Genomic DNA, 20997 nt, shown 5'->3' with positions numbered 1-20997 from the left:
GAGGAATACAACAATGAACATTAAATCCGCTGCTGCTGGTGCCGCTCTCGCAATGGCCGCCGCTACGATGTTTGCCGGTGTTGCCACCCAGGTACAAGCGGCAGATGCACAAGTGCATTGCTATGGCGTGACTTCGTGCAAAGGCATGAACGATTGCAAGACCGCTGAAAACGCCTGCAAAGGCCAGGCCGTCTGCAAGGGTCATGGCTTCAAGGCCATGACCAAGGCTGAGTGCGCCAAGGCGGGCGGCAAAGTCGGCGAATAACCGGCCAACGCGTGCAACCGCAGCGGAGCCCCCCACCGCTGCGGACACGTTTCTCAGGAGCGAGTCATGTCCGCTTGCCTTCCAAGTCTGGGTTATGGCCTGGGCTTACGCAGTGAGTACTACCAGCAGATCCTTGAGCAATCGCCGCCTGTGGATTGGTTCGAAGTGATCTCCGAGAATTATCTGGTGCAGGGCGGTAAGGCCCTGTACTTCCTGGACGCCATTGCCGAGCGCTACCCGCTGGCGATGCACGGGGTGTCCTTGTCCATCGGCGGGCCTCACGCCCTTGATATGGATTATCTGAAGCAAATCAAACAGCTCGCCGAGCGTATCCAGCCGGCGTGGGTTTCCGATCACCTGTGCTGGAGCCGTGGCAGCGCGCACCAGTTGCATGACCTGCTGCCGCTGCCGTACACCGAAGAAAGCCTCTACCACGTGGCTGGCCGCGTTCGCCAAGTGCAGGATGTGTTGCAGCGCCCGCTGGTGCTGGAAAACGTCTCCAGTTATGTGCGCGCCAAGACCGATGAATTCACCGAGTGGGAATTTCTCAACGCGCTGTCTCACCTGTCCGGGTGCCAGTTGTTGCTGGACGTGAACAACGTGTATGTCAGCTCGCGCAATCATGGGTTCGACGCCTGGACGTTCATTCGCAATTTGCCGCCCCACAGCATTCGCCAATTGCACCTGGCGGGGCACATGGACTATGGCGACTACGTGGTCGATACCCATGACCATCCGGTGTGCGATCCGGTGTGGGCCCTGTATCAACAAACGCTGGAGCATCTGGGGCCGGTCTCGACGCTGCTGGAACGCGACGACCATTTCCCGCCCTTCGAAGAGCTGCTCAGCGAATTGAGCAAGGCCCGCGAACTGGGCGCCGGCGCCTTGGCCAGGAGGGCGTTATGCGCCTGATCGATTGGCAGTTGGCCTTTGAGCGGCACTTATTAGCGCAAACGCCGGAGGCCGACAATGGCTTCGCCGCCACTTTGCTCGGTGGGCCGACGCTGGATGTGGACACGGGCCTGGCGATCTACCACAACGCCTACAGGGCGCGGTTGCAGGAGGTACTGCGCCATGACTTCAGCGCCATTTTCTATTGGTTGGGAGATGACGAGTTTGCCGCGCTGGCTGAGGCTTATGTGCGTCGCTATCCGTCGATCCATTTCAGCCTGCGCTGGCTGGGTGAGCGGTTGCCGGCGTTCATCCTCGAACATTTTGTGGCCGAGCAAAGCGCGCCGTTGGCGGAGCTGGCGCGGTTGGAGTGGGCCTTTACGCTAGCATTCGATGCGCCACAGGGCGCGCCGCTGAACTTGGAGGATATGGCGGTGCTGCCACCGCAAGCCTGGCCGGGTTTGCAGGTCGAACTGACGCCTTCGGTGCAGACGCTGCTATGTCGCTTCAACACGCTGGCGATCTGGCGAGCGAATAAGGGCGAGTCGGATTTTCCCGGCAGCCAAGCCTTGGATTCTGCGCAGCTCTGCTTGATCTGGCGCCATCAGAACGTATGCAATTACCGTAGCCTGGAGCCCGCCGAATCGTTCGCCCTGTCGGGCATGGTGACGACCGGTTGGACCTTCGCAGAACTGTGCGAGCAACTGGCAGTCACTTATTCAGAGGGGGCGCCGTTGCAGGCCGCTACGTGGCTCAAACAATGGCTCCAGGAGGGGTTACTCCAACACCGAGCTCCATAGAAGAAGGCTATTAAATCGATAGCCTCCTACTTTTTCTGGGGATGGTCTACCCTCTCAGCAGACGTCTGAAACAAGGGGGGACTACTCATGCTCGCGCAACTTCCACCGGCCTTACAGAATCTTCAGCTGCCGCTGCGTCTTCGACTCTGGGATGGCCATGAATTCAACTTGGGCCCCGAGCCCAGTGTCACCATCGTGGTGAAGGACCCCACGGTCGTCACGCAACTGACCCATCCGACGCTCGACACACTGGGCGAGGCCTTCGTCGAGGGCAAACTGGAGCTGGAAGGCTCCATCAGCGAGGTGATCCGGGTGTGTGACGAGTTGAGTCACGCCCTGGTCGAGGACGACGAAGACAGTCGTCCGGTTCGCTCGATCCACGATAAGGCCACTGACGCAGCGGCGATTTCCTATCATTACGACCTGTCCAACGAGTTCTACCAGCTGTGGCTGGATCAGGACATGGCGTACTCCTGCGGCTATTTCGAAACCGGCAGAGAATCCATCGACCAGGCGCAACAAGACAAATTTCGCCACCTGTGCCGCAAGTTGCGCTTGCAGCCGGGGGATTATTTGCTCGACGTCGGCTGTGGCTGGGGTGGGCTGGCGCGTTACGCAGCGCGGGAATTCGGGGTGAAAGTATTTGGCATCACCCTGAGCAAGGAACAGTTGGCACTGGCCCGGGAGCGGGTGAAAGCCGAAGGCCTGGAAGACCAGATCGAGCTGCAACTGCTCGACTACCGCGACCTGCCCCAGGACGGCCGCTTCGACAAAGTGGTGAGCGTGGGCATGTTCGAGCACGTCGGCCACGCCAACCTGGCGCAGTACTGTCAGACGTTATTTGGCGCGGTGCGCGAAGGCGGCCTGGTGATGAACCATGGCATTACCGCCAAGCACACCGATGGCCGCCCGGTGGGGCGTGGCGCCGGCGAGTTTATCGAGCGCTATGTGTTTCCCAATGGCGAACTGCCGCACCTGGCGATGATGACCGCCGAAATCAGCGAAGTGGGGCTGGAAGTGGTCGACGTCGAAAGCCTGCGCCTGCATTACGCGCGTACCCTGGACCATTGGAGCGAACGCCTGGAAGACAACCTGGAAGCGGCGGCGAAGAGGGTGCCGGAGCAGGCGCTGCGTATCTGGCGCCTGTATTTGGCCGGCTGCGCCTATGCGTTTGCGCGGGGTTGGATCAACTTGCATCAGATCCTGGCGGTGAAGCCGCATGCCGATGGCAGCCATGAACTGCCGTGGACACGAGAAGATATCTACCGGTGACTGAAGACCAGTGGAGATTTAAATGTGGGAGGGAGCAAGCCCCCTCCCACATTTTTCTACCGCATTGTTTGTTAGAGAATCGGTGAGATCAAGCGCGCCACCCGCATGCCCAGTTGCTGCAACCGCCGCGTCTCGCGGCTTTCTTCCTGGCTGACTTCATGGGCCTGGGCGAAGTCATCCAGCAACATGTGCTCGACCTCCTTGGCGAAGGCCTCGTCGACGGTCAGCAGCATCACCTCGAAGTTAAGCCGGAACGAACGGTTGTCCATGTTCGCGCTGCCGATGGCGCTGATTTCGCTGTCGACCAGCACCACTTTCTGATGCAGAAAGCCTGGCGTGTAGCGGAACACCCGCACCCCGGCGCGCACGGCTTCGATCGCATAAAGGCTGGAGGCGGCATACACGATGCGGTGGTCGGGCCGCGACGGCAGCAGCAGGCGCACATCGACGCCGCGCAGCACCGCCAGGCGCAGGGCGGCAAACACCGCCTCATCGGGGACGAAATACGGGCTGGTGATCCAGACGCGCTCGGTCGCCGCGTGGATGGCCTCGACAAAAAACAGCGAGCAGGTTTCATACGGGTCCGCCGGGCCGCTGGCGAGTAATTGGCAGAGCACCCCGTCCTCGGGGTAGGCGTCGGGCAATATCAGCGGCGGCAGTTCCCGCGCGGCCCAGAACCAGTCTTCGGCGAACGACTCTTGCAGGCACGCCACCACCGGCCCGGTGACTTGCACATGCGTATCGCGCCACGGCGCCAGCGGCGGTTTTTTGCCCAGGTATTCATCGCCCACGTTATGTCCGCCGACAAACCCGGTGATGCCATCCACGACTACGATCTTGCGGTGGTTGCGGAAGTTGACCTGGAAGCGGTTGAGCCAACCGCTGCGGGTGGCGAAGGCCTTGACCTTGACGCCCGCGTCGCGCAGCGATTGCACATACCGATGGGGCAGGGCGTGGCTGCCGATGCGGTCGTACAGCACGTGAATCGCGACACCTTCGGCGGCCTTTGCCTTGAGCAGGGCGTGCAACTGGCGGCCGAGCTCGTCGTCATGAATGATGAAAAACTGGAACAGCACCGCCGTTTTAGCAGCGCGAATCGCGTCGAAGATCGCGCTGAAAGTGGCGTCGCCATTCACCAGCAGGCGCACTTCATTGTTCGCCAGGCACGGCATGCGCCCCAGTTTGGGCATGGCGCGCAGCGAGGCGTAGGCGCTGGAGTTGCGTGCAGCCAGGGCTTCTTCGACCCAGGGGCGCCAGTTCAGCTCGGTGATGGCGGTGTGCATTTCCTGGTTGGCCTGGCGGCGCGCCTGGATATACGCGTCGAAGGTACTGCGGCCGAAAATCAGGTAGGGGACCAACGTGAGGTAGGGCATGAACATCAGTGACAAGGCCCAGGCGATCGAGCCTTGGGCGGTCCTGACGGTCAGCACCGCATGGATCGCGGCAAGGGTCCCGAGAAAGTGCAGCGTGGCGATGACGTAGGCGAGCAGGTGCGGGCCAAAGAAATCCATGGACGACGTTACTCCAGACAATCCAGTGCCCTAACAGACCATGTTCGGCCTTGAATGTCGCTATTTTATTTGCCATGCAACACTGGCACGTTTGCAGCGTCTAACGCCCACAATTACCCAGGAGTTACCCGATGAATGCTCGTCTGCTTGGTTTAGCCATGGTTGTTGGTTTGTCGCTGCCGGTGGCAGCACAGGCGCAGATGCTGGCGCCGGGCTTGTGGGAATTGACCACCAGCAATATGAAGGTCGATAACCAGGACCTGCCGGACTTGTCCCTGATCCTCGGTCAGCTCAAGCAACAGATGACCCCCGAACAGCGCGCCATGCTGGAAAAACAGGGCATCACCATGGCCGGCAAAGGCGTGCAGGTGTGCCTCACCCCCGCCCAGGTTGCCTCCGACTCGATCCCCCTGACCGACCCGCAATCGGGCTGCAAGCAGGAAGTGACCGACAAGACCGGCAACCAGTGGACATTCCGCTTCAGTTGCCCGAAAGCCCAGGGTACCGGCGTCGCCACTTTCCAAAGCCAGAAGGAATTCACCACCACCGTCAACGGCACCTTCAATGCCACCGGTATTCAGCAAAAGGGCAGCCTGGATACCCACGCCCAGTGGCTTGGCAACAATTGCGGGACGGTCAAGCCGCGCGCCTAACGTTCAAAAAGCAACGGTAAGCCCTGACAACTGTTGACCACCTGGCCGCTGTGCCACGCCAGGTGGCCGGACACCAAGGTAGTGCTGACGCTGTGGCGAAAACGGCGTTCGGCGAACGGGGTCCAGCCGCAGCGGGCCAGGATCGGTTCTTCGCGGACCGGCTTGCCTTCTGGTTCGGGTTTGATCAGAACAAGGTCGGCCCAGTAGCCCTCGCGCAGGTAGCCACGGTCGGGGATGCTGAACAGGTCGGCAACCCGGTGACTGGTTTTAGCGACCAGTGTGGTCAGCGGTAGAACGCCGTCCGCCACCAACTCCAATAGCGCCGGCAGCGCATGTTGCACCAGTGGCAGCCCCGACGGTGCTTCACGATACTCCAACTGCTTTTGCGCCCAGGTATGTGGCGCATGGTCTGTGCCAATCACATCCAGACGATCACTCAATAAAGCCAGGCGCAGCGCGTCGCGGTCGGCGCGTGTCTTGATCGCCGGGTTGCATTTGATCTGGTGGCCCAGCCGTGCATAGTCGCGGTCATCGAACAGCAGGTGGTGCAGGCAGACTTCGGCGGTGATGCGTTTTTGCGCCAGGGGCTTGTCTTCAAACAGCGCCAGCTCGCGGGCGCTGGTCAGGTGCAACACATGCAGGCGGGTGCCGTGACGTGTCGCCAATTCAACCGCGTGGGACGAGGAGCGATAGCACGCCTCGGCATCGCGGATCAGCGGGTGCGCGACGGCGGGAATGTGATTGCCGAAACGCTCGCGCAGGCGCCGCTCGTTGGCCTGGATACTGGGTGTGTGTTCGCAGTGGGCCAGCAAAAGGGTCGGCACTTCTGCGAACAGCCGCTCAAGGATTCGCGGATCGTCCACCAGCATATTGCCGGTGGAAGCACCCATGAATACCTTGACCCCGGCTACCTCACGCGGATCGAGGGCGGCAACCGTGTCGAGGTTGTCGTTGCTCACACCGAAGTGAAAGCCGTAGTTGGCCACCGAATGCAGCGCCGCACGGTGCTTTTTGTCGGCCAGGGCTTGCAGGTCAAGCGTCGCCGGTTGGGTGTTGGGCATGTCCATGAAGCTGGTGATACCGCCGGCCACGGCCGCCCGGGATTCACTGTAGACGCTGCCCTTGTCCGGCGCGCCAGGGTCACGAAAATGCACCTGGTCATCGATCATCCCGGGCAGCAGCCATTGGCCTGCTGCATCGATGGACAAGGGGGCTTTACAGCCCTCGATGCTGCCGGCGATTTTCTCGATGCGGCCGTTGGCGACCAGTACGTCGGCGTCGAATATCCGGCCTTCATTCACCAGGCGAGCGTTGCGGATCAGCAGGCGGCTCATGGTTCAGAACTCGTTTTGCAGGGCTTTGTAACCGCGCACCAGGTCAACGTTGGTGCGCGCCACGTCTTCGGAAAACTCCGAGGCGCTGACGCTCACCGGCGGGAACTGCGACAGGTCAGTGTTGGGCCCGATACGGGTGGTGGACGGCACATAGAACGCATCCGGCAAATCCCGGCCATCGACCACCGAGTTGTGGCGTACCACGCAACCGTCACCCACGACGCAGTTGAACAGCACGCTGTTGAAGCCGATAAATACGCGGTCACCGACGCTGCACGGCCCATGGACAATAGAGCGGTGGGCGATCGAGGTGAATTCGCCGATGGTCACTGCCGCGCCGGACTTGGAGTGGATGACCACCCCGTCCTGGATATTGGAGTTGGCCCCAATGGTGATCGGGTCCATGGCGCCACTGGCGTCGACTTCATCGGCGCGGATCACGGCGTAGGGGCCGACGAACACGTTCTCGCCGATGATCACCTTGCCGCAGATGATGGCGGTCTTGTCGACGTAGGCCGATTCGGCAATCACCGGCAGATCGCCGGAAGGGTTCTTGCGGATCATGGCTTGCCCAACGCAGCGCACAGGGTGTTGAGGTTGTATTCGAACAGACCGGTAAAGGTGCTGGCCGGGCCTTCTGCGGCGAGGGCATCGGAGTACAGCGTGCCGCCGATCTGCGCGCCGCTTTCATCGGCGATCTGTTTGAGCAGGCGTGAATCCTTGATGTTCTCCATGAAAACCGCCTTGACCTTTTCCTTGCGGATCTGGGTGATCAGCGCCGCCACTTCGGCGGCCGACGGTTCACGCTCGGTGGACAAGCCCTGCGGCGCCAGGAACTGAATGCCATAGGCCTGGCCCAGGTAGCCGAAGGCGTCATGGGAGGTGACGATGCGACGGTTGCCCGGTGGCAGGGCGCCGAACTTGGCTTTGGCCTCGGCCAGCAGGCGGTAGATTTCTTTCAGGTAGGTTTGGCTGTTGCGCTGGTAGTCGGCGGTATTGGCCGGGTCGGCGGCGATCAGTGCCTTGGTGATGTTGTTCACATAAATTTCGGCGTTGGCCAGGTTATGCCAGGCGTGCGGATCGGGAATGGTTTCACCGTCTTCGTCCATGGTGTGGGAGACCACGCCTTTACTGGCGGTGACCACCGTGGCCTTGGTTTCGGTGCTGGTCACCAGGCGGTCCAGCCAGGGTTCAAAGCCCAGGCCGTTCTTGATGATCAGCTTGGCCTTGAGCAGCGCCTTGGCGTCGTCCGGCGTCGGCTCGTAGGTATGGGCGTCGGCGTCGGGGCCGACCATGTTGCTGATCTGGATGTGATCGCCACCAATCTGATGGGTGATGTCATCGAGAATACTGAAGCTGGTGACCACTTGGAGTTTGTCGGCGGCCTGGGCCATCGACAGCGGCAGCAGCAGACTGAACAGCACGAGTAGAGCGCGCATCGGGAAACACCTCATTGGGATGACAGCAAAGGCGGGCGGCGCAGCAAACCGTGCACCGGACCGAAGACCACGGACAGCAAATACCCGGCACCCGCCACCAGCACAATCGCCGGGCCGCTGGGCAACGAGTAGTAAAACGACAGCAACAGACCAAGCCACACCGACAGGCATCCCAGCACCGCCGATACCGCGATCAGAACCGGCAGGCGCCGGCTCCAGAAACGTGAAGCGATGGCCGGCAACATCATCAAACCCACCACCATCAAGGCGCCGATGGCCTGGAAACCGATCACCAGATTCAGCACCACTAGCGTCAGAAACAGCCCGTGGGCCAGCGGGCCCAGGCGGCTGACGGTTTGCAGGAACAGCGGGTCGAGGGTGTCCAGCAGCAACGGTTTGTAGATCAGCCCCATGGCGATCAGGCTGAACCCGGAGACCCAGAGCATGCCGGTGAGGGTGGTTTCGTCCACCGCCAGGGCCGAGCCGAACAGCAGGTGCAGGAGATCCAGGCGTTTGCCGGCGATGCCGAGGATCAGCACGCCGGCGGCGAGGGAGATGGGGTAGATGGCCGCGAGGCTGGCGTCTTCACGCAGGCCGGTGCGGCGGGTGATCCAGGCCGACAAACCGGCCATGCCCAGGCCGGCGCCGAGGCGCCGATGGTCAGCGCGGACAGACTGAGGCCGGCGAACCAGAAGCCCAGGGCGGCGCCGGGCAGGATACCGTGGGCCACCGCGTCGCCGATCAGGCTCATGCGGCGCAGGATCAGGAATACGCCCAGCGGTGCAGTGCTGCACGCCAGCACCAGCCCGCCAAGCAGGGCGCGGCGCATGAATACGAAATCGGCAAAGGGCATCCACAGGTGGGCAGCGAAGTGCATCAGGCCACCTGCATCTGGGGCTGTGGGCGGATCAGCTCTTTGCTGGGGCCGACGAGGCAGCCGCTGCTTTTGATCTGCACGACCTGCTGGGTATGCTGGCGGACTGAAGCCAAATCGTGGCAAACCACCACCACTGTGCGGCCTTCGGCGTGCCAGGCATGGATATGTTTCCAGCACAGCGCCTGGCCGTCTTCATCGAGGGCGGCGTGGGGCTCGTCGAGCAGCAACACCGGCGAATCGGCCAGGCTCATGCGGGCGAGCAGGGCGCGTTGCAGTTGCCCGCCGGACAAGGCCATCAAGGGCCTTTGCTCCAGACCGCTGAGGCACCAGTCTTCCAGCACTGCGTGCAGGCGTTGGCTGCGTTGCTGTGGGGTGAGTTGGGTGCCCCAGAAACCAGCGGCCACCAGTTCTTGCAGATTGATGGGGAATTGACGGTCGAGGTGCTGCTGCTGTGGCAGGAACGCCAGGCCACCGCGGCGTGGAACCTCCACGCTGACTTTCCCCGCCAGCGGCTTTTGCAGCCCGGCGATGACTTTGAGCAGGCTGCTTTTGCCGCAGCCGTTGGGACCTATCACCCCGGTGAGGCTGCCTCTTTTCAGAGTGAAGTCCACAGCGGGTGTAAGCGGTTGGCCGGGGGCGCCCCAGCGCAAAGCGGTGCAGGTGATCATGCAGGGTTTCTCGTCCAGCGGCTTTCAGCCACAGCATCGTGCGCGTGCAGGCTTTCGGCGTGGATCACTTTGAGATGGAAGGCTTTGACGGCATCCGAGCGCTTCAAGGCGAGGTTCAGACGGCGGGCGGCGTCTTCGCAGAACATCAGGTTCTGCCCATTGGCCAGGGCGAAGGCTTGTTCGTCCGCGCGCTTTACAGCGGTTTGTACAGCGGTGCCGAGTGCGGCTTCGGCGGCGTCGATCAGTTCAGTCAGTGCCAGATGATCGCCTTGCAGGTGCACATGCAGTTGCGCGCTGCTGCGCTGGCTGTGCGGCGTGGCGACGATACCGTTGGCGCTGCCGAGCCAGGTGAGTACATCTTCATGGTGCAACGGCGTGTTGGCGAAATCGTCGAGAAATTGCTGTTGGATCAACTGCCTGGCAAGGGCGGCGGAGCAGGGGCAAGTGGATGAATAAGTCACGTCAATTTTTTGTTCCACGTGGAACATCTGGTTTTCCAGACGCGCTTCGATGCTGATCGGATAGCGCTTCCAACCGGCCAAAGGGCTGACCAGCGCTGGGCGCTTGAGCAGCAGATTTGTATGAAGACGCAGGTAGGCGTTCTTAGATAAATCTTCATGACTCTCAAGAAAACGCTGCAGTACATTGCGCAGAAGTGCAGGCGTGAGGGGTTGCTCGTCGAACATCTCCAGCGCCAGGTACAGACGTGACATATGAATGCCACGGGCGGTGCCATCGTCCAGGCTGACGCCGGCATCCGCGGTGGCGGTTAGACGCTGACCGTCGATCAGTATCGGTAGGGCGATGCCGCACATGCCCACCCAATCGAGTGGCAAGGCTTGGCGTGAAGCCTGCGCGGCGATATCCGGCAGAGTCAGCGCATTCATAAGCAGGTCCATCGTTGGAAATAATTAGACATGTTATAGTATAACAATAGAGACGACGATGAATTTTCTGCACCGGTCTTTTTTCAGTCATGTCGAGTACGGACGCTCCTTTTATTTGCGGTATTTGTCATGCACAGACGTCAGCTCCTTAACCTGCTCCTGGTCAGCCCGCTCTTCACCTTGCCGTTCGCGGCGAATGCCACGCAGATCCGCAATGCACGCCTATGGCGCTCGGACAACAAGCTGCGGCTGGTCTTCGATCTAAGTGGCCCGGTGCAATACAAGACCTTTTCCCTGACGGCGCCGGAACGCCTGATCATTGATCTGAGCGGCGCGGGGCTTAGCGGTGACTTTTCTCAGCTGGAGTTGAAGAACAGCGGCATCACCTCGATTCGCTCGGGGCATTTTGGTACGAACGACACGCGTATCGTGCTCGACCTGGCCGCGCCGATGCAGCTCAACAGTTTTGTACTGCCGCCCCAGGACGGGCAGGGGCATCGCCTGGTACTCGATCTCACCAGCGCTACCCAGGCGCCTCGTCAGATTGCGCATGAGCCCAGTCCATTGGTGGACAAGGCCCATCCCAAGCGCGACATCATCGTGGTGGTCGACCCCGGCCACGGCGGCAAAGACCCGGGCGCGATCGGCTCCAAGGGCCAGCGCGAAAAAGACGTGGTGTTGTCGATCGCCCAGTTGCTGGCCAAACGCTTGAAGCGCGAGAAGGGGTTTGACGTGAAGCTGGTGCGCAACGACGACTTCTTCGTGCCGCTGCGCAAGCGTGTGGACATCGCCCGCCAGCACAAGGCCGATATGTTCATCTCGGTGCATGCCGACGCGGCGCCACGGCTCACGGCCTCGGGCGCCTCGGTGTATGCGTTGTCCGAGGGCGGCGCCACGTCGGCCACGGCACGCTTTATGGCCCAGCGCGAAAACGGCGCGGACCTGCTCGGCGCTACCACGCTGCTCCACCTCAAAGACAAGGACCCGATGCTGGCCGGGGTGATTCTGGACATGTCGATGAACGCCACCATCGCCTCCAGCCTGCAACTGGGCAGCTCGGTGCTGGGTAGCCTGCAAGGCATCACCAGCCTGCATCAAAAGCGTGTGGAGCAGGCCGGGTTCGCCGTGCTCAAGTCACCGGATGTGCCGTCGATCCTGGTGGAGACCGGCTTTATCTCCAATACCCGCGATGCCCAGCGCCTGGTAACGGCACGCCATCAACAAGCGGTCGCGGATGGCCTGTTCGAAGGGTTGAAAAACTACTTCCAGAAGAACCCGCCGATGAACAGCTACATGGCCTGGGTCCAGGAGCAGAAGGACGTCCAGGCTTAACAGCCGGTGATACGGCTGCAGGTGAACCTGGCGCTGGCACCGCCCGAGCTGGAAAACCGGTTGATGGTGGTCCAGCCCACGCGCCGCGTATAGCCGACCCACGCCTCACCGTCCGAAGCCAACCCGGTAAAGAACGTCAGCTGCCCATAGCGGCTATTGGTTTGTGCCCAGTAACGTTTGCCGACGACCTCGAAACCGCGCAAGTACGTGGTGTTGCCTGCGGTCGCCACGCTGTAGGCATTGCCCAGCGGATCCTTACAGGCCAACAGATTGGCGCTGCGCGTGCAGTTGGCCAGCAGGCTTGGTGCTTGGGCGCAAGCAGATCCCGCCGCTGTGATTAAGAGGGCGCACACCAGGTATTTCATAAGGTTCCTCGGGGCGGGGAAGGGTTCAAGCATTGCGCCCTTCGTCGTAAGGAGCAAGGGGATTGGCTTATTTGTGTTGTTATACTATAACATTAATAAGCAGCCTGACCCGTGAACCGCTTGCCATGATCGGCCACCCCTGATGAGAACCACCTGATGCCCAATCGTCTCCCCGTTACCGTGTTGTCCGGCTTTCTTGGCGCCGGTAAAAGCACGCTGCTCAACTATGTTCTGCGCAACCGCGAAAACCTGCGGGTGGCGGTGATCGTCAACGACATGAGTGAAATCAATATCGACGGCAGTGAGGTGCAGCGCGACGTCACGCTCAATCGCGCCGAAGAAAAACTGGTGGAAATGAGCAACGGCTGCATCTGCTGTACCTTGCGTGAGGACCTGCTCGAAGAGGTCGGAAAACTCGCCAGGGAAGGTCGGTTCAATTACCTGCTGATCGAATCCACCGGTATCTCCGAACCTTTGCCGGTGGCCGAAACCTTCACCTTCCGCGATGAAAACGAGCAAAGCCTGGCCGATATCGCGCGGCTGGACACCATGGTCACCGTGGTCGACGGCATGAATTTCCTGCTCGACTACCAAGCCGCCGAAAGCCTGGCCTCACGGGGCGAAACCCTCGGTGAAGAGGATGAGCGCTCCATTACTGACCTGCTGATCGAACAGATCGAATTCGCCGACGTCATCCTGATCAGCAAGATCGACCTGATCGGCAGCCATGAGCGCGAAGAGTTGATGGCGATCCTCGAACGCCTCAACGCCCAGGCGCAAATCATCCCGATGGTCATGGGTGAAGTGCCGTTGGACAAGATCCTCAACACCGGCCGCTTCGACTTCGAACGCGCCGCGCAAGCGCCGGGTTGGTTGCAGGAGCTGCGTGGTGAACACGTGCCGGAGACCGAGGAATACGGTATCGCCTCCACCGCCTATCGCGCCCGTCGCCCGTTCCACCCGCAACGTTTTTTTGATTTTATCGACCGCCCTTGGGTCAACGGCAAATTGCTGCGCTCCAAGGGGTTTTTCTGGTTGGCCAGCAAGCACCAGGATGCGGGCAGTTGGTCCCAGGCCGGTGGCCTGATGCGCCACGGTTTTGCCGGACGCTGGTGGCGCTTCGTGCCGAAAAGCCAATGGCCGCAAGACGAAGAAAGCGTCGCGGCGATCATGGGCAATTGGCAGCTGAGCACCGGCGACTGCCGCCAGGAACTGGTGTTTATCGGGCAGCACATCGACTTTGCGCAAATGCGTGCCGAGTTGGACGCCTGCCTGCTCACTGATGAAGAAATGGACCTGGGTGTTGAAGGTTGGCGCCTGTTGGCTGATCCGTTTGGCCCCTGGTATGAAGAGGCAGCCTGATGCTGGCACCCCTTACCCCCTTGCGTCCTGTGATTCGCCAGACCCGTGGCGACACCCCGCTGGCGCTGTCCGAGATCCTCGAAGACGGCGTCAACCTGGCGCTGTGGCAGCGCCAATTGCCGCTGCACATCGCGGAATTCGGCGCCTTGCTGGTGGCGCTTGACGAGCCGCTGGCCGACTCGATGGTCATTGAGCTCAACAGCGAAGACGCCGAACCTAACTTGCGCGATTTGGCGTCCAGTTGCCGCGATCTTGAAGGCTACGAAGGGTTTATCGCCGATGTGGCATGGTTGGTCAGCGCGTTTGCCTGCCTGCTCGGCGCCAAGCGCATCGGCGTGCGCCTGCGCTTGCTGGACAAAGCCATGTGCCCGCGTTTTCACGTCGATCATGTGCCGGTTCGGTTGATCACCACCTATGCCGGCGTCGGTAGCCAATGGTTGCGTGAGGGCGTTATGGACCGACGCAAACTGAGCCAACCGGACGCCGAACCCCTTGAGCGGATTGAGCAGATCCAGTGTGGCGAAGTGGCGTTGCTCAAGGGCACCAAATGGCATGGCAACGAAGCTCATGGCCTGATTCACCGCTCACCTGCCCTGAAAGCCGATGAGCGCCGATTGATTCTGACGCTGGATTGGCTCGCATAACCGCGTAGGATCAAACGCTCTACACGGCCCGAACGATGCCCCTGATGCTGCAGAACATTCCCACTCACGTGATTGCCGGACCTTTGGGCGCCGGCAAGACCAGCCTGATCAAGCACCTGCTCGCCCAACGCCCGGTCAACGAGCGCTGGGCGGTGTTGATCAACGAGTTCGGCCAGATAGGCCTGGACGCCGCGTTGCTGAGCCTGGATGACGACGGCATTGCTATTGGGGAAGTGGCCGGTGGCTGCCTGTGCTGTGTGAACGGTGCACCGTTCCAGGTAGGCCTGGGTCGTCTGCTGCGTAAGGCCAAGCCGGATCGGCTGTTTATCGAACCCTCGGGCCTGGGCCACCCTGCGCAGTTGCTCAAGCAATTGCGTGAAGCGCCGTGGCAGACCGTGCTGGCCGTTCAGCCCTGCGTGCTGGTACTCGATGCACAGGCCCTGGCGGCAGGCAAACCCTTGCCGCAGGCTCAGCAGCAAGCGCTGGCCAGTGCCGGGTTGCTGGTATTGAACAAGGACGAGGCGCTCAACGCCGCGCAACGTCAGGCAATCGAACGGCAACTACCCGATTGTCCACGTTATTGGACCCGTCAGGCGCAGCTGCCGTTGGCACACTTGCCTGGGCTTAATGCTAAAGCGGACGCCGCTGTGGATAACTTCGCTGTGCCCAAGGGATTGGCGCAAATGCCGGCGATCTGGAGTGATCCCGCCGTGCCGATTTGCTTGAGTCAGGCCCAGGAGGGCGGCTGGAGTGTGGGCTGGCGCTGGCACCCGAGCCAGCCATTTGACCCGCAACGCCTGGTTTTGTGGCTGACACGCCTTGATTGGCGCCGCGCCAAACTGGTTATCCACAGCCGTGACGCATGGCTCAGCGCTAATTCTGTGGATAACAACCCGCTCGTCTGGCAACCCAGCGAGTGGCGGCGAGATTCGCGTATCGAATTGATTTTCAGCGCACCACAGGACCTGGCCGCGTTACAGGCCGCACTGGCGGCCTGCCGTTACTGACGCTTCTTGGTCGCGTGGTCCTGACGCCACTGGCTCAGCTCGATCACGTCCGCGCTGGGCAGCGGTTCCTTGGCTTCGAACGGGTAGGGCGCCAGTTCGATCTGCGCGCTGTGGGCGCCGAATTGGGTGATGGTCCCGCTGTGGCGAGCCTCGCCCGTCACCGTGAACTCGAAATTGTAGACACGCGCCAAACGTCGCCGCCCGCTGGCATCCTTCACAAAGCCTATGCGCTTCAAGGCCACCGCACCGTCGAGCAACTCGATATCGAGCTTGGCGCAATGCTGCTTGACCCTCTCCAGCGCCCGCTCGCGCAAGCCGTGGTTGTGCCATACCCAGGCAGCGCCCGTCGCCAGCAGCATCAACACGAACATGTTTCCCAGGGTCAGCATGTGAAAAACTCCAACAAAGTGAGCGCAGCTTAACTGCGTCGCCGGTCTGTCGTACAGGCTGCGTTTAGTCGCATACTGCGCGGCCAGAATTTCAACGGCTTTACGGAAATCCCCTGCATGAAACGCACACCTCATCTGCTTGCGATCCAGTCTCATGTGGTCTTCGGCCACGCCGGAAACAGCGCCGCCGTGTTCCCCATGCAGCGGGTCGGGGTAAATGTGTGGCCGCTGAACACGGTGCAGTTCTCCAACCACACCCAGTATGGACAGTGGGCGGGCGAAGTGTTGGCATCGCAGCAAATTCCTGCGCTGGTGGAAGGCATCGCTGCCATTGGCGAGCTGGGTAACTGCGATGCGATCCTTTCCGGCTACCTGGGCAGCGCGGACCAGGGCCGGGCGATTCTTACCGGTGTGGCGCGGATCAAAGCCATCAACCCCAAGGCCCTGTACCTGTGTGACCCGGTGATGGGCCATCCGGAAAAAGGTTGCATCGTGCCCCAGGACGTCAGCGATTTCCTGCTCGACGAAGCCGCCGCCATGGCTGATTTCCTGTGCCCCAACCAGCTGGAGCTGGACAGTTTTGCCGGGCGCAAGCCGCAGTCGCTGTTCGATTGCCTGGCCATGGCCAAGGCGTTGCTGGCGCGCGGGCCCAAGGCGGTATTGGTCAAGCACCTGGATTACCCGGGCAAGCTGGCGGATGGTTTCGAGATGCTGCTGGTGACGGCCGATGGCAGTTGGCACCTGCGCCGGCCCTTGCTGGCATTTCCGCGCCAGCCGGTAGGCGTGGGCGACCTGACTTCGGGTTTGTTTCTGGCACGGGTGTTGTTGGGCGATAGCCTGCTGGCGGCGTTTGAGTTCACTGCGGCGGCGGTACATGAAGTGCTGCTGGAAACCCAGGCGTGTGCCAGTTATGAACTGGAACTGGTGCGGGCGCAGGATCGTATTGCTCATCCGCGTGTGCGGTTTGAAGCAACACCGATCGGACTGTAAGTACACAAAACCCAATGTGGGAGGGAGCAAGCCCCCTCCCACATTTGATCTTCTTTGCAAGTTGGGGCCTACAGCGCGTCCGCCTTGATTTCCTGGTAGCGCTTCTCCAGCTCCTGGCGAATCTGCCGGCGTTGCTGGGCCTGCACGAACCGGCGTTTGTCTTCGCTGTTGTGCGGCTGCAGCGGCGGTACGGCGGCCGGTTTGCGCTGGTCGTCCACGGCCACCATGGTGAAAAAGCAGCTGTTGGTATGGCGTACCGAGCGCTCGCGAATGTTCTCGGTCACGACCTTGATACCCACTTCCATCGAGGTATTGCCGGTGTAGTTGACCGACGCCAGGAACGTCACCAGCTCGCCCACATGGATCGGCTCGCGGAAAATCACCTGGTCCACCGACAACGTCACCACATAGCGGCCTGCATAACGGCTCGCGCAGGCGTAAGCCACTTCGTCGAGGTACTTGAGCAGGGTGCCGCCGTGGACATTGCCTGAGAAGTTGGCCATATCAGGGGTCATCAGTACTGTCATCGACAGCTGGGCGTTTCCGGGTTCCATAGCACACTCACGGGTTGTAGGCATTGGTTGGGGCGCACCTCTGCGGGTGCTGGAATCTTTGCAGCGCCATCCCTTACGGGACGCCGGTGGGCGGCTTGCCGTCACGCCTGGACCGATCTGTTTCCATATATTGCACCGGCTTTCCGGCGGAAGTCGCGGTGTTAACCTTCAAAAGCCCATCTCAGGGTATTTCTTACGATCAAGGCAGACTTTTCCTTCCGCTCTTTGCGATTTTTTATGTTCGCAGGTGGACGTGGCAAAAGCGTCAGTACCCATAAGGAGCCCCTCGCCATGCACGCCATCAGCTTTATCCAGGACTTGGCCGTGATCATGCTGGTAGCCGGGGTAGTCACCGTCCTGTTTCACCGTCTAAAGCAGCCGGTGGTGCTTGGGTACATCGTCGCCGGCTTCATCATCGGTCCACACACCCCGCCGTTCGGCCTGATTCACGACGAAGACACCATCAAGACCCTCGCCGAGCTCGGGGTGATCTTCCTGATGTTCTGCCTGGGCCTGGAATTCAGCCTGCGCAAGCTGTTCAAGGTCGGCGCCACTGCGTTTATCGCGGCCTTCCTGGAAATTATCCTGATGATCTGGATCGGCTACGAGATCGGCCAGTGGTTCGACTGGAACACCATGGACTCGCTGTTCCTCGGTGCAATCCTGGCGATTTCCTCGACCACCATCATCGTCAAGGCGCTCAATGATCTGAAGATGAAGGACCAGCGCTTCGCCCAACTGATCTTCGGTGTGCTGATCGTCGAGGACATCCTGGGCATCGGCATCATCGCCTTGCTGTCGAGCATCGCCGTCAGCGGTACGGTGAGTTCCGGCGAAGTGTTCTCCACCGTCGGCAAGCTGTCGCTGTTCATGATCGTCGCCCTGGTCATCGGGATTTTGCTGGTGCCGCGTTTGCTGGCCTACGTGGCCAAGTTCGACAGCAATGAGATGCTGCTGATCACGGTACTGGGCCTGTGCTTCGGTTTTTGCCTGCTGGTGGTCAAGCTCGAATACAGCATGGTGCTGGGGGCGTTCCTGATCGGCGCGATCATGGCCGAGTCCCGACAGTTGATTAAGATCGAGCGCCTGATCGAGCCGGTTCGCGACATGTTCAGTGCCATCTTCTTCGTGGCGATCGGTTTGATGATCGATCCACAGATCCTGCTGCAATACGCCTGGCCAATTGCGGTCATCACCGTGGCCGTAGTGCTGGGCAAGATGCTGTCCTGCGGCCTGGGGGCGTTTATCGCTGGCAATGATGGTCGGACCTCACTGCGTGTGGGCATGGGGCTGTCACAGATTGGCGAGTTCTCCTTCATCATCGCCGCGTTGGGGATGACCTTGCAGGTCACCAGCGATTTTCTTTATCCGGTGGCGGTCGCGGTGTCGGCGATTACCACGCTGCTCACGCCTTACCTGATTCGCGGTGCCGATCCGTTGTCATTGAAGCTTGCCGCCGTGATGCCCCAGCGCATGAGCCGGGTATTCGGTATGTATGGTGAGTGGCTGCGCAGCATTCAGCCGCAAGGCGAGGGCGCGATGCTGGCGTCGATGATCCGCAAAATTATCCTGCAGGTGGGGGTCAACTTGGCGCTGGTGATTGCGATCTTCTTCACCGGCAGCTTTTTCGCAACGCGTATCGGCGGCTATCTGCAGGGCTGGATCAGCGATCCAAGCTGGCAGAAGGCATTGATCTGGGGTGGGGCTTTGCTGTTGTCGCTGCCGTTCTTGATCGCGGCGTACCGCAAGCTCAAGGCGCTGTCGATGTTGCTGGCGCAGATGAGCGTGAAACCGGAAATGGCCGGGCGGCATACCCAGCGCGTGCGCCGGGTAATTGCAGAGCTGATCCCCATTTTGTCGCTGCTGGTGATCTTCCTGCTATTGGCAGCCTTGTCGGCCAGTATTCTGCCGACCAACAAGTTGCTGGTGCTGATTGCCGTGGTCGCGGCGGCGGTGGCGGCCGTGCTCTGGCGCTGGTTCATCCGCGTGCATACGCGGATGCAGGTCGCGTTGCTGGAGACGCTGGATAACCACAAGGATACGCCGGAGCACTAATGGGAGCTGATGGGGACCGCTACGCGGCCCGGCGCGGGGCAAGCCCACTCACCACAGCAAGCCTATTGGTTAGTGGGGCAGTTATCAGCTTTCCAGCCAGACGTCCCGCGCCCAGTGCCACACCGATTCCCAGGTTTCTTCCTGGACGAGTTCTTCTTCGGCGGACCACAGCACCACAGTGCCGTCTTCCTCGACGCAGTAGTAGTCGTCGCCGTCCTGGCAGATCGGGATCATGCTGCGATCAACGCCGGCATCCCAGGCATTGGCGGCCACGTCTGGCAGGTAGGTGTGGGATTGTGGGTCGGTAACGGTGACCGGCTCCAGGCTGCCGTAGACCACGTCGCTGACGGTCAGCAGGAATTCGCGGAAGACAAACGGGATATCGATGAACAGCTGTTCTTCGATTTCGACCAGTTGATCTTCGTCAGGTAGCTCCAAGGGAACCGGGACCGGTTCGTTGGCTTCACGCAGTTGTTCGATGATTTCTTCCACGGCCGGGATCCTCTTGCTAGATGGCGCGGTTAATAGGGGCGTTTTATACAGTAGCTCGCTATAAGTGCAACCGTGAAATAGAAAACCCCGGAACAAGTCCGGGGTTTTGTTACAGCTTGCACACGTGTAAGGGGATCAGCCGTTCTGGCGGATACCGGCGACCAGCCACGGCTGGTCGTCGCCTTGGGCGCGTTCCATGTTCCAGCTTTCGCTGAACGCTTCGCCCTGATCGAAACGCGAGGTCTTCGACACACCGCTGAAGGTCAGGGTGGCGATGGTCTTGTCGGCGCGATCGTCCACACCGTCCAACTGTACGCGCAGGTCGTCGATGTAGGTCGACTGGAAGCCGTCGCCCAGGTCGGCGCGTTCGCGCTTGAGGAACTCCAGCAGTTGTGGGGTCACGAACTCGGAGATCTTGTCCATTTCGTTGGCGTCCCAGTGCTGTTGCAGGGACTGGAAGTGGCTGCGGGCCGCTTCGACGAAGCGCTCTTCGTTGAACCAGGCCGGTGCGTTGATCACCGGACGGGCTGCAGCGGGTGCTGCTGAACCACCGAAGATCGAACCCATGGCAGGTTTTTGCTCGAACGCTTCACGCTGCATCGGCGCGCCGGCTGGAGCCAGGTGCTCCTGCTGCTTGCGACGACGGGCGGCGATGAAACGGAAGACCAGGAAGGCGATGACGGCCATGATCAGGATGTCGAAGATCTGCATGCCCTGGAAGCCGCCGCCCATGAACATGGACGCGAGCAGGCCACCGGCTGCGATACCGGCCAGAGGGCCCAACCAGCGCGAAGCACCGCCGGCCTTGGCGGCGGCGCCAGTGGCACCGGCTGCGCCCGCGGTAGCCGCAGCACCGCCCGCACCGGCGGTTGGAGCCATTTGGCTGGTCTGGTGAGTCGGCGCCGCGCCCGAGCTTTTGCCGCCACCGAAGCGTTTGGCGTTGGCGTCGAGGCTCATCGTCAGGCCGATGCACAACGCCATGGCGATGCTAAGAAAACGTTTCATAAAGGGAATTCCCATTTGTGGATTGCACGCGCGCCATGTTGCACAGGTGTAATGACAGTGGCTAGCGACATAATGTTTCGGGCTTTTGCGTAAGACCTAATCCGAAGGGGCTGTAGGACTAGTTACAGATGTAGGTCCGCACTTGTCTAAAACAAGGGCGGGCCGACAATCTTCATGTTACGTAGTGTTTCTTGTGGCGAGGGAG

The 20997-nt window shown here is 60.9% G+C and carries 22 protein-coding genes and 1 pseudogene; 11 read left to right on the top strand and 12 right to left on the bottom strand.

The genetic code is table 11. The annotated features are described in order from the left end of the window. The first annotated feature begins 13 nt into the window (after positions 1-13). The 4 genes from bufA2 to cfaB all read left to right on the top strand — a co-directional run bounded on the left by bufA2 (position 14) and on the right by cfaB (position 3228). Positions 14-265, top strand: a complete 252-nt coding sequence (gene bufA2 / locus JWR98_RS25435; protein ID WP_078735308.1) for a BufA2 family periplasmic bufferin-type metallophore — start codon at positions 14-16, stop codon at positions 263-265. Positions 266-331: 66 nt separating this feature from the next. Beyond that, complete coding sequence (gene bufB / locus JWR98_RS25430) at positions 332-1177, top strand: MNIO family bufferin maturase (RefSeq protein WP_205491514.1); 846 nt, start codon at positions 332-334, stop codon at positions 1175-1177. Further along, the gene (locus tag JWR98_RS25425; RefSeq protein ID WP_205491512.1) at positions 1168-1956 is read left to right on the top strand and encodes an HvfC/BufC N-terminal domain-containing protein; all 789 of its coding nucleotides are present in this window, start codon (positions 1168-1170) and stop codon (positions 1954-1956) included. Before bufB ends, JWR98_RS25425 begins: the two co-directional genes overlap by 10 nt. A gap of 87 nt (positions 1957-2043) precedes the next feature. Next, the gene (gene cfaB, locus JWR98_RS25420; protein ID WP_205491510.1) at positions 2044-3228 is read left to right on the top strand and encodes a C17 cyclopropane fatty acid synthase CfaB; all 1185 of its coding nucleotides are present in this window, start codon (positions 2044-2046) and stop codon (positions 3226-3228) included. A 71-nt stretch (positions 3229-3299) separates the two neighbouring features. On the opposite strand, the gene cls is transcribed toward cfaB, so the two are convergent. Further along, positions 3300-4739: a cardiolipin synthase gene (cls, locus tag JWR98_RS25415; protein ID WP_078735304.1), complete on the bottom strand. Its 1440-nt coding sequence runs from the start codon at positions 4737-4739 to the stop codon at positions 3300-3302. 131 nt (positions 4740-4870) lie between these two features. Here cls and JWR98_RS25410 point away from each other — a divergent pair, with 131 nt between their 5' ends. Continuing rightward, positions 4871-5392, top strand: coding sequence for a DUF3617 domain-containing protein (locus JWR98_RS25410; protein ID WP_078735303.1), 522 nt, complete (start codon positions 4871-4873; stop codon positions 5390-5392). Here the strand turns inward: JWR98_RS25410 and JWR98_RS25405 are convergent. The 6 genes and pseudogenes from JWR98_RS25405 to folE2 form a co-directional block, all read right to left on the bottom strand. Then, on the bottom strand, positions 5389-6726 hold the full coding sequence (locus tag JWR98_RS25405; RefSeq protein WP_078735302.1) for a dihydroorotase: 1338 nt from the start codon (positions 6724-6726) through the stop codon (positions 5389-5391). The genes JWR98_RS25410 and JWR98_RS25405 overlap by 4 nt on opposite strands. 3 nt (positions 6727-6729) lie before the next feature. After that, a complete protein-coding gene (locus tag JWR98_RS25400; protein ID WP_003177026.1) occupies positions 6730-7290 on the bottom strand; it encodes a gamma carbonic anhydrase family protein in 561 nt (186 codons plus the stop codon). After that, complete coding sequence (locus JWR98_RS25395; protein ID WP_205491508.1) at positions 7287-8165, bottom strand: metal ABC transporter substrate-binding protein; 879 nt, start codon at positions 8163-8165, stop codon at positions 7287-7289. The genes JWR98_RS25400 and JWR98_RS25395 overlap by 4 nt, the downstream gene beginning before the upstream one ends. Before the next feature lie 11 nt (positions 8166-8176). Further along, a pseudogene (locus JWR98_RS25390) lies at positions 8177-9042 on the bottom strand (metal ABC transporter permease). Continuing rightward, positions 9042-9710 (bottom strand): metal ABC transporter ATP-binding protein, encoded by a 669-nt coding sequence (locus JWR98_RS25385; protein WP_078735299.1) that lies wholly within the window; start codon positions 9708-9710, stop codon positions 9042-9044. The pseudogene JWR98_RS25390 and the gene JWR98_RS25385 overlap by 1 nt, the downstream one beginning before the upstream one ends. Further along, positions 9707-10597, bottom strand: a complete 891-nt coding sequence (folE2, locus tag JWR98_RS25380; protein ID WP_078735298.1) for a GTP cyclohydrolase FolE2 — start codon at positions 10595-10597, stop codon at positions 9707-9709. The genes JWR98_RS25385 and folE2 overlap by 4 nt, the downstream gene beginning before the upstream one ends. 129 nt (positions 10598-10726) lie before the next feature. On the opposite strand from folE2, the gene JWR98_RS25375 reads away from it, so the two are divergent. Continuing rightward, positions 10727-11929 (top strand): N-acetylmuramoyl-L-alanine amidase, encoded by a 1203-nt coding sequence (locus tag JWR98_RS25375; protein ID WP_205491506.1) that lies wholly within the window; start codon positions 10727-10729, stop codon positions 11927-11929. Here JWR98_RS25375 and JWR98_RS25370 read toward each other — a convergent pair. After that, positions 11926-12294, bottom strand: coding sequence for a glutamine synthetase (locus JWR98_RS25370; protein WP_078735296.1), 369 nt, complete (start codon positions 12292-12294; stop codon positions 11926-11928). The two genes, JWR98_RS25375 and JWR98_RS25370, sit on opposite strands and share 4 nt — an antisense overlap. 156 nt (positions 12295-12450) lie before the next feature. On the opposite strand from JWR98_RS25370, the gene zigA reads away from it, so the two are divergent. The 3 genes from zigA to JWR98_RS25355 are packed head-to-tail and all read left to right on the top strand — an operon-like array spanning position 12451 to position 15307. Then, positions 12451-13656 (top strand): zinc metallochaperone GTPase ZigA, encoded by a 1206-nt coding sequence (gene zigA, locus JWR98_RS25365; protein ID WP_205491505.1) that lies wholly within the window; start codon positions 12451-12453, stop codon positions 13654-13656. Next, a complete protein-coding gene (locus tag JWR98_RS25360; RefSeq protein WP_205491504.1) occupies positions 13656-14300 on the top strand; it encodes a DUF1826 domain-containing protein in 645 nt (214 codons plus the stop codon). Before zigA ends, JWR98_RS25360 begins: the two co-directional genes overlap by 1 nt. A 44-nt stretch (positions 14301-14344) precedes the next feature. Further along, positions 14345-15307, top strand: a complete 963-nt coding sequence (locus JWR98_RS25355; RefSeq protein ID WP_078735415.1) for a CobW family GTP-binding protein — start codon at positions 14345-14347, stop codon at positions 15305-15307. On the opposite strand, the gene JWR98_RS25350 is transcribed toward JWR98_RS25355, so the two are convergent. Beyond that, positions 15301-15696 (bottom strand): DUF3301 domain-containing protein, encoded by a 396-nt coding sequence (locus JWR98_RS25350; RefSeq protein ID WP_003177016.1) that lies wholly within the window; start codon positions 15694-15696, stop codon positions 15301-15303. The two genes, JWR98_RS25355 and JWR98_RS25350, sit on opposite strands and share 7 nt — an antisense overlap. A gap of 117 nt (positions 15697-15813) precedes the next feature. On the opposite strand from JWR98_RS25350, the gene pdxY reads away from it, so the two are divergent. Continuing rightward, complete coding sequence (gene pdxY, locus JWR98_RS25345; protein WP_078826632.1) at positions 15814-16686, top strand: pyridoxal kinase PdxY; 873 nt, start codon at positions 15814-15816, stop codon at positions 16684-16686. Positions 16687-16754: 68 nt separating this feature from the next. Here pdxY and JWR98_RS25340 read toward each other — a convergent pair whose 3' ends face one another. Then, complete coding sequence (locus JWR98_RS25340; protein WP_003177014.1) at positions 16755-17240, bottom strand: acyl-CoA thioesterase; 486 nt, start codon at positions 17238-17240, stop codon at positions 16755-16757. A gap of 291 nt (positions 17241-17531) precedes the next feature. Between JWR98_RS25340 and JWR98_RS25335 the strand changes: the two genes are divergently transcribed. Continuing rightward, a complete protein-coding gene (locus JWR98_RS25335; protein WP_078735292.1) occupies positions 17532-19295 on the top strand; it encodes a cation:proton antiporter in 1764 nt (587 codons plus the stop codon). Positions 19296-19379: 84 nt separating this feature from the next. Here the strand turns inward: JWR98_RS25335 and JWR98_RS25330 are convergent, their stop codons facing one another. After that, entirely contained in the window at positions 19380-19787 is a 408-nt protein-coding gene (locus JWR98_RS25330) for an SMI1/KNR4 family protein (protein ID WP_078735291.1), read from the bottom strand. A gap of 135 nt (positions 19788-19922) precedes the next feature. Next, positions 19923-20792, bottom strand: coding sequence for a Tim44 domain-containing protein (locus JWR98_RS25325; RefSeq protein ID WP_003177010.1), 870 nt, complete (start codon positions 20790-20792; stop codon positions 19923-19925). Between the last annotated feature and the right edge of the window lie 205 nt (positions 20793-20997).

Source organism: Pseudomonas lactucae (assembly GCF_016937615.1).
In the GTDB taxonomy this organism is placed as follows: domain Bacteria; phylum Pseudomonadota; class Gammaproteobacteria; order Pseudomonadales; family Pseudomonadaceae; genus Aquipseudomonas; species Aquipseudomonas lactucae.
The sequence above is the reverse complement of the archived record's forward strand: the minus strand, read 5'-3'. Positions and strand labels throughout refer to the sequence as shown.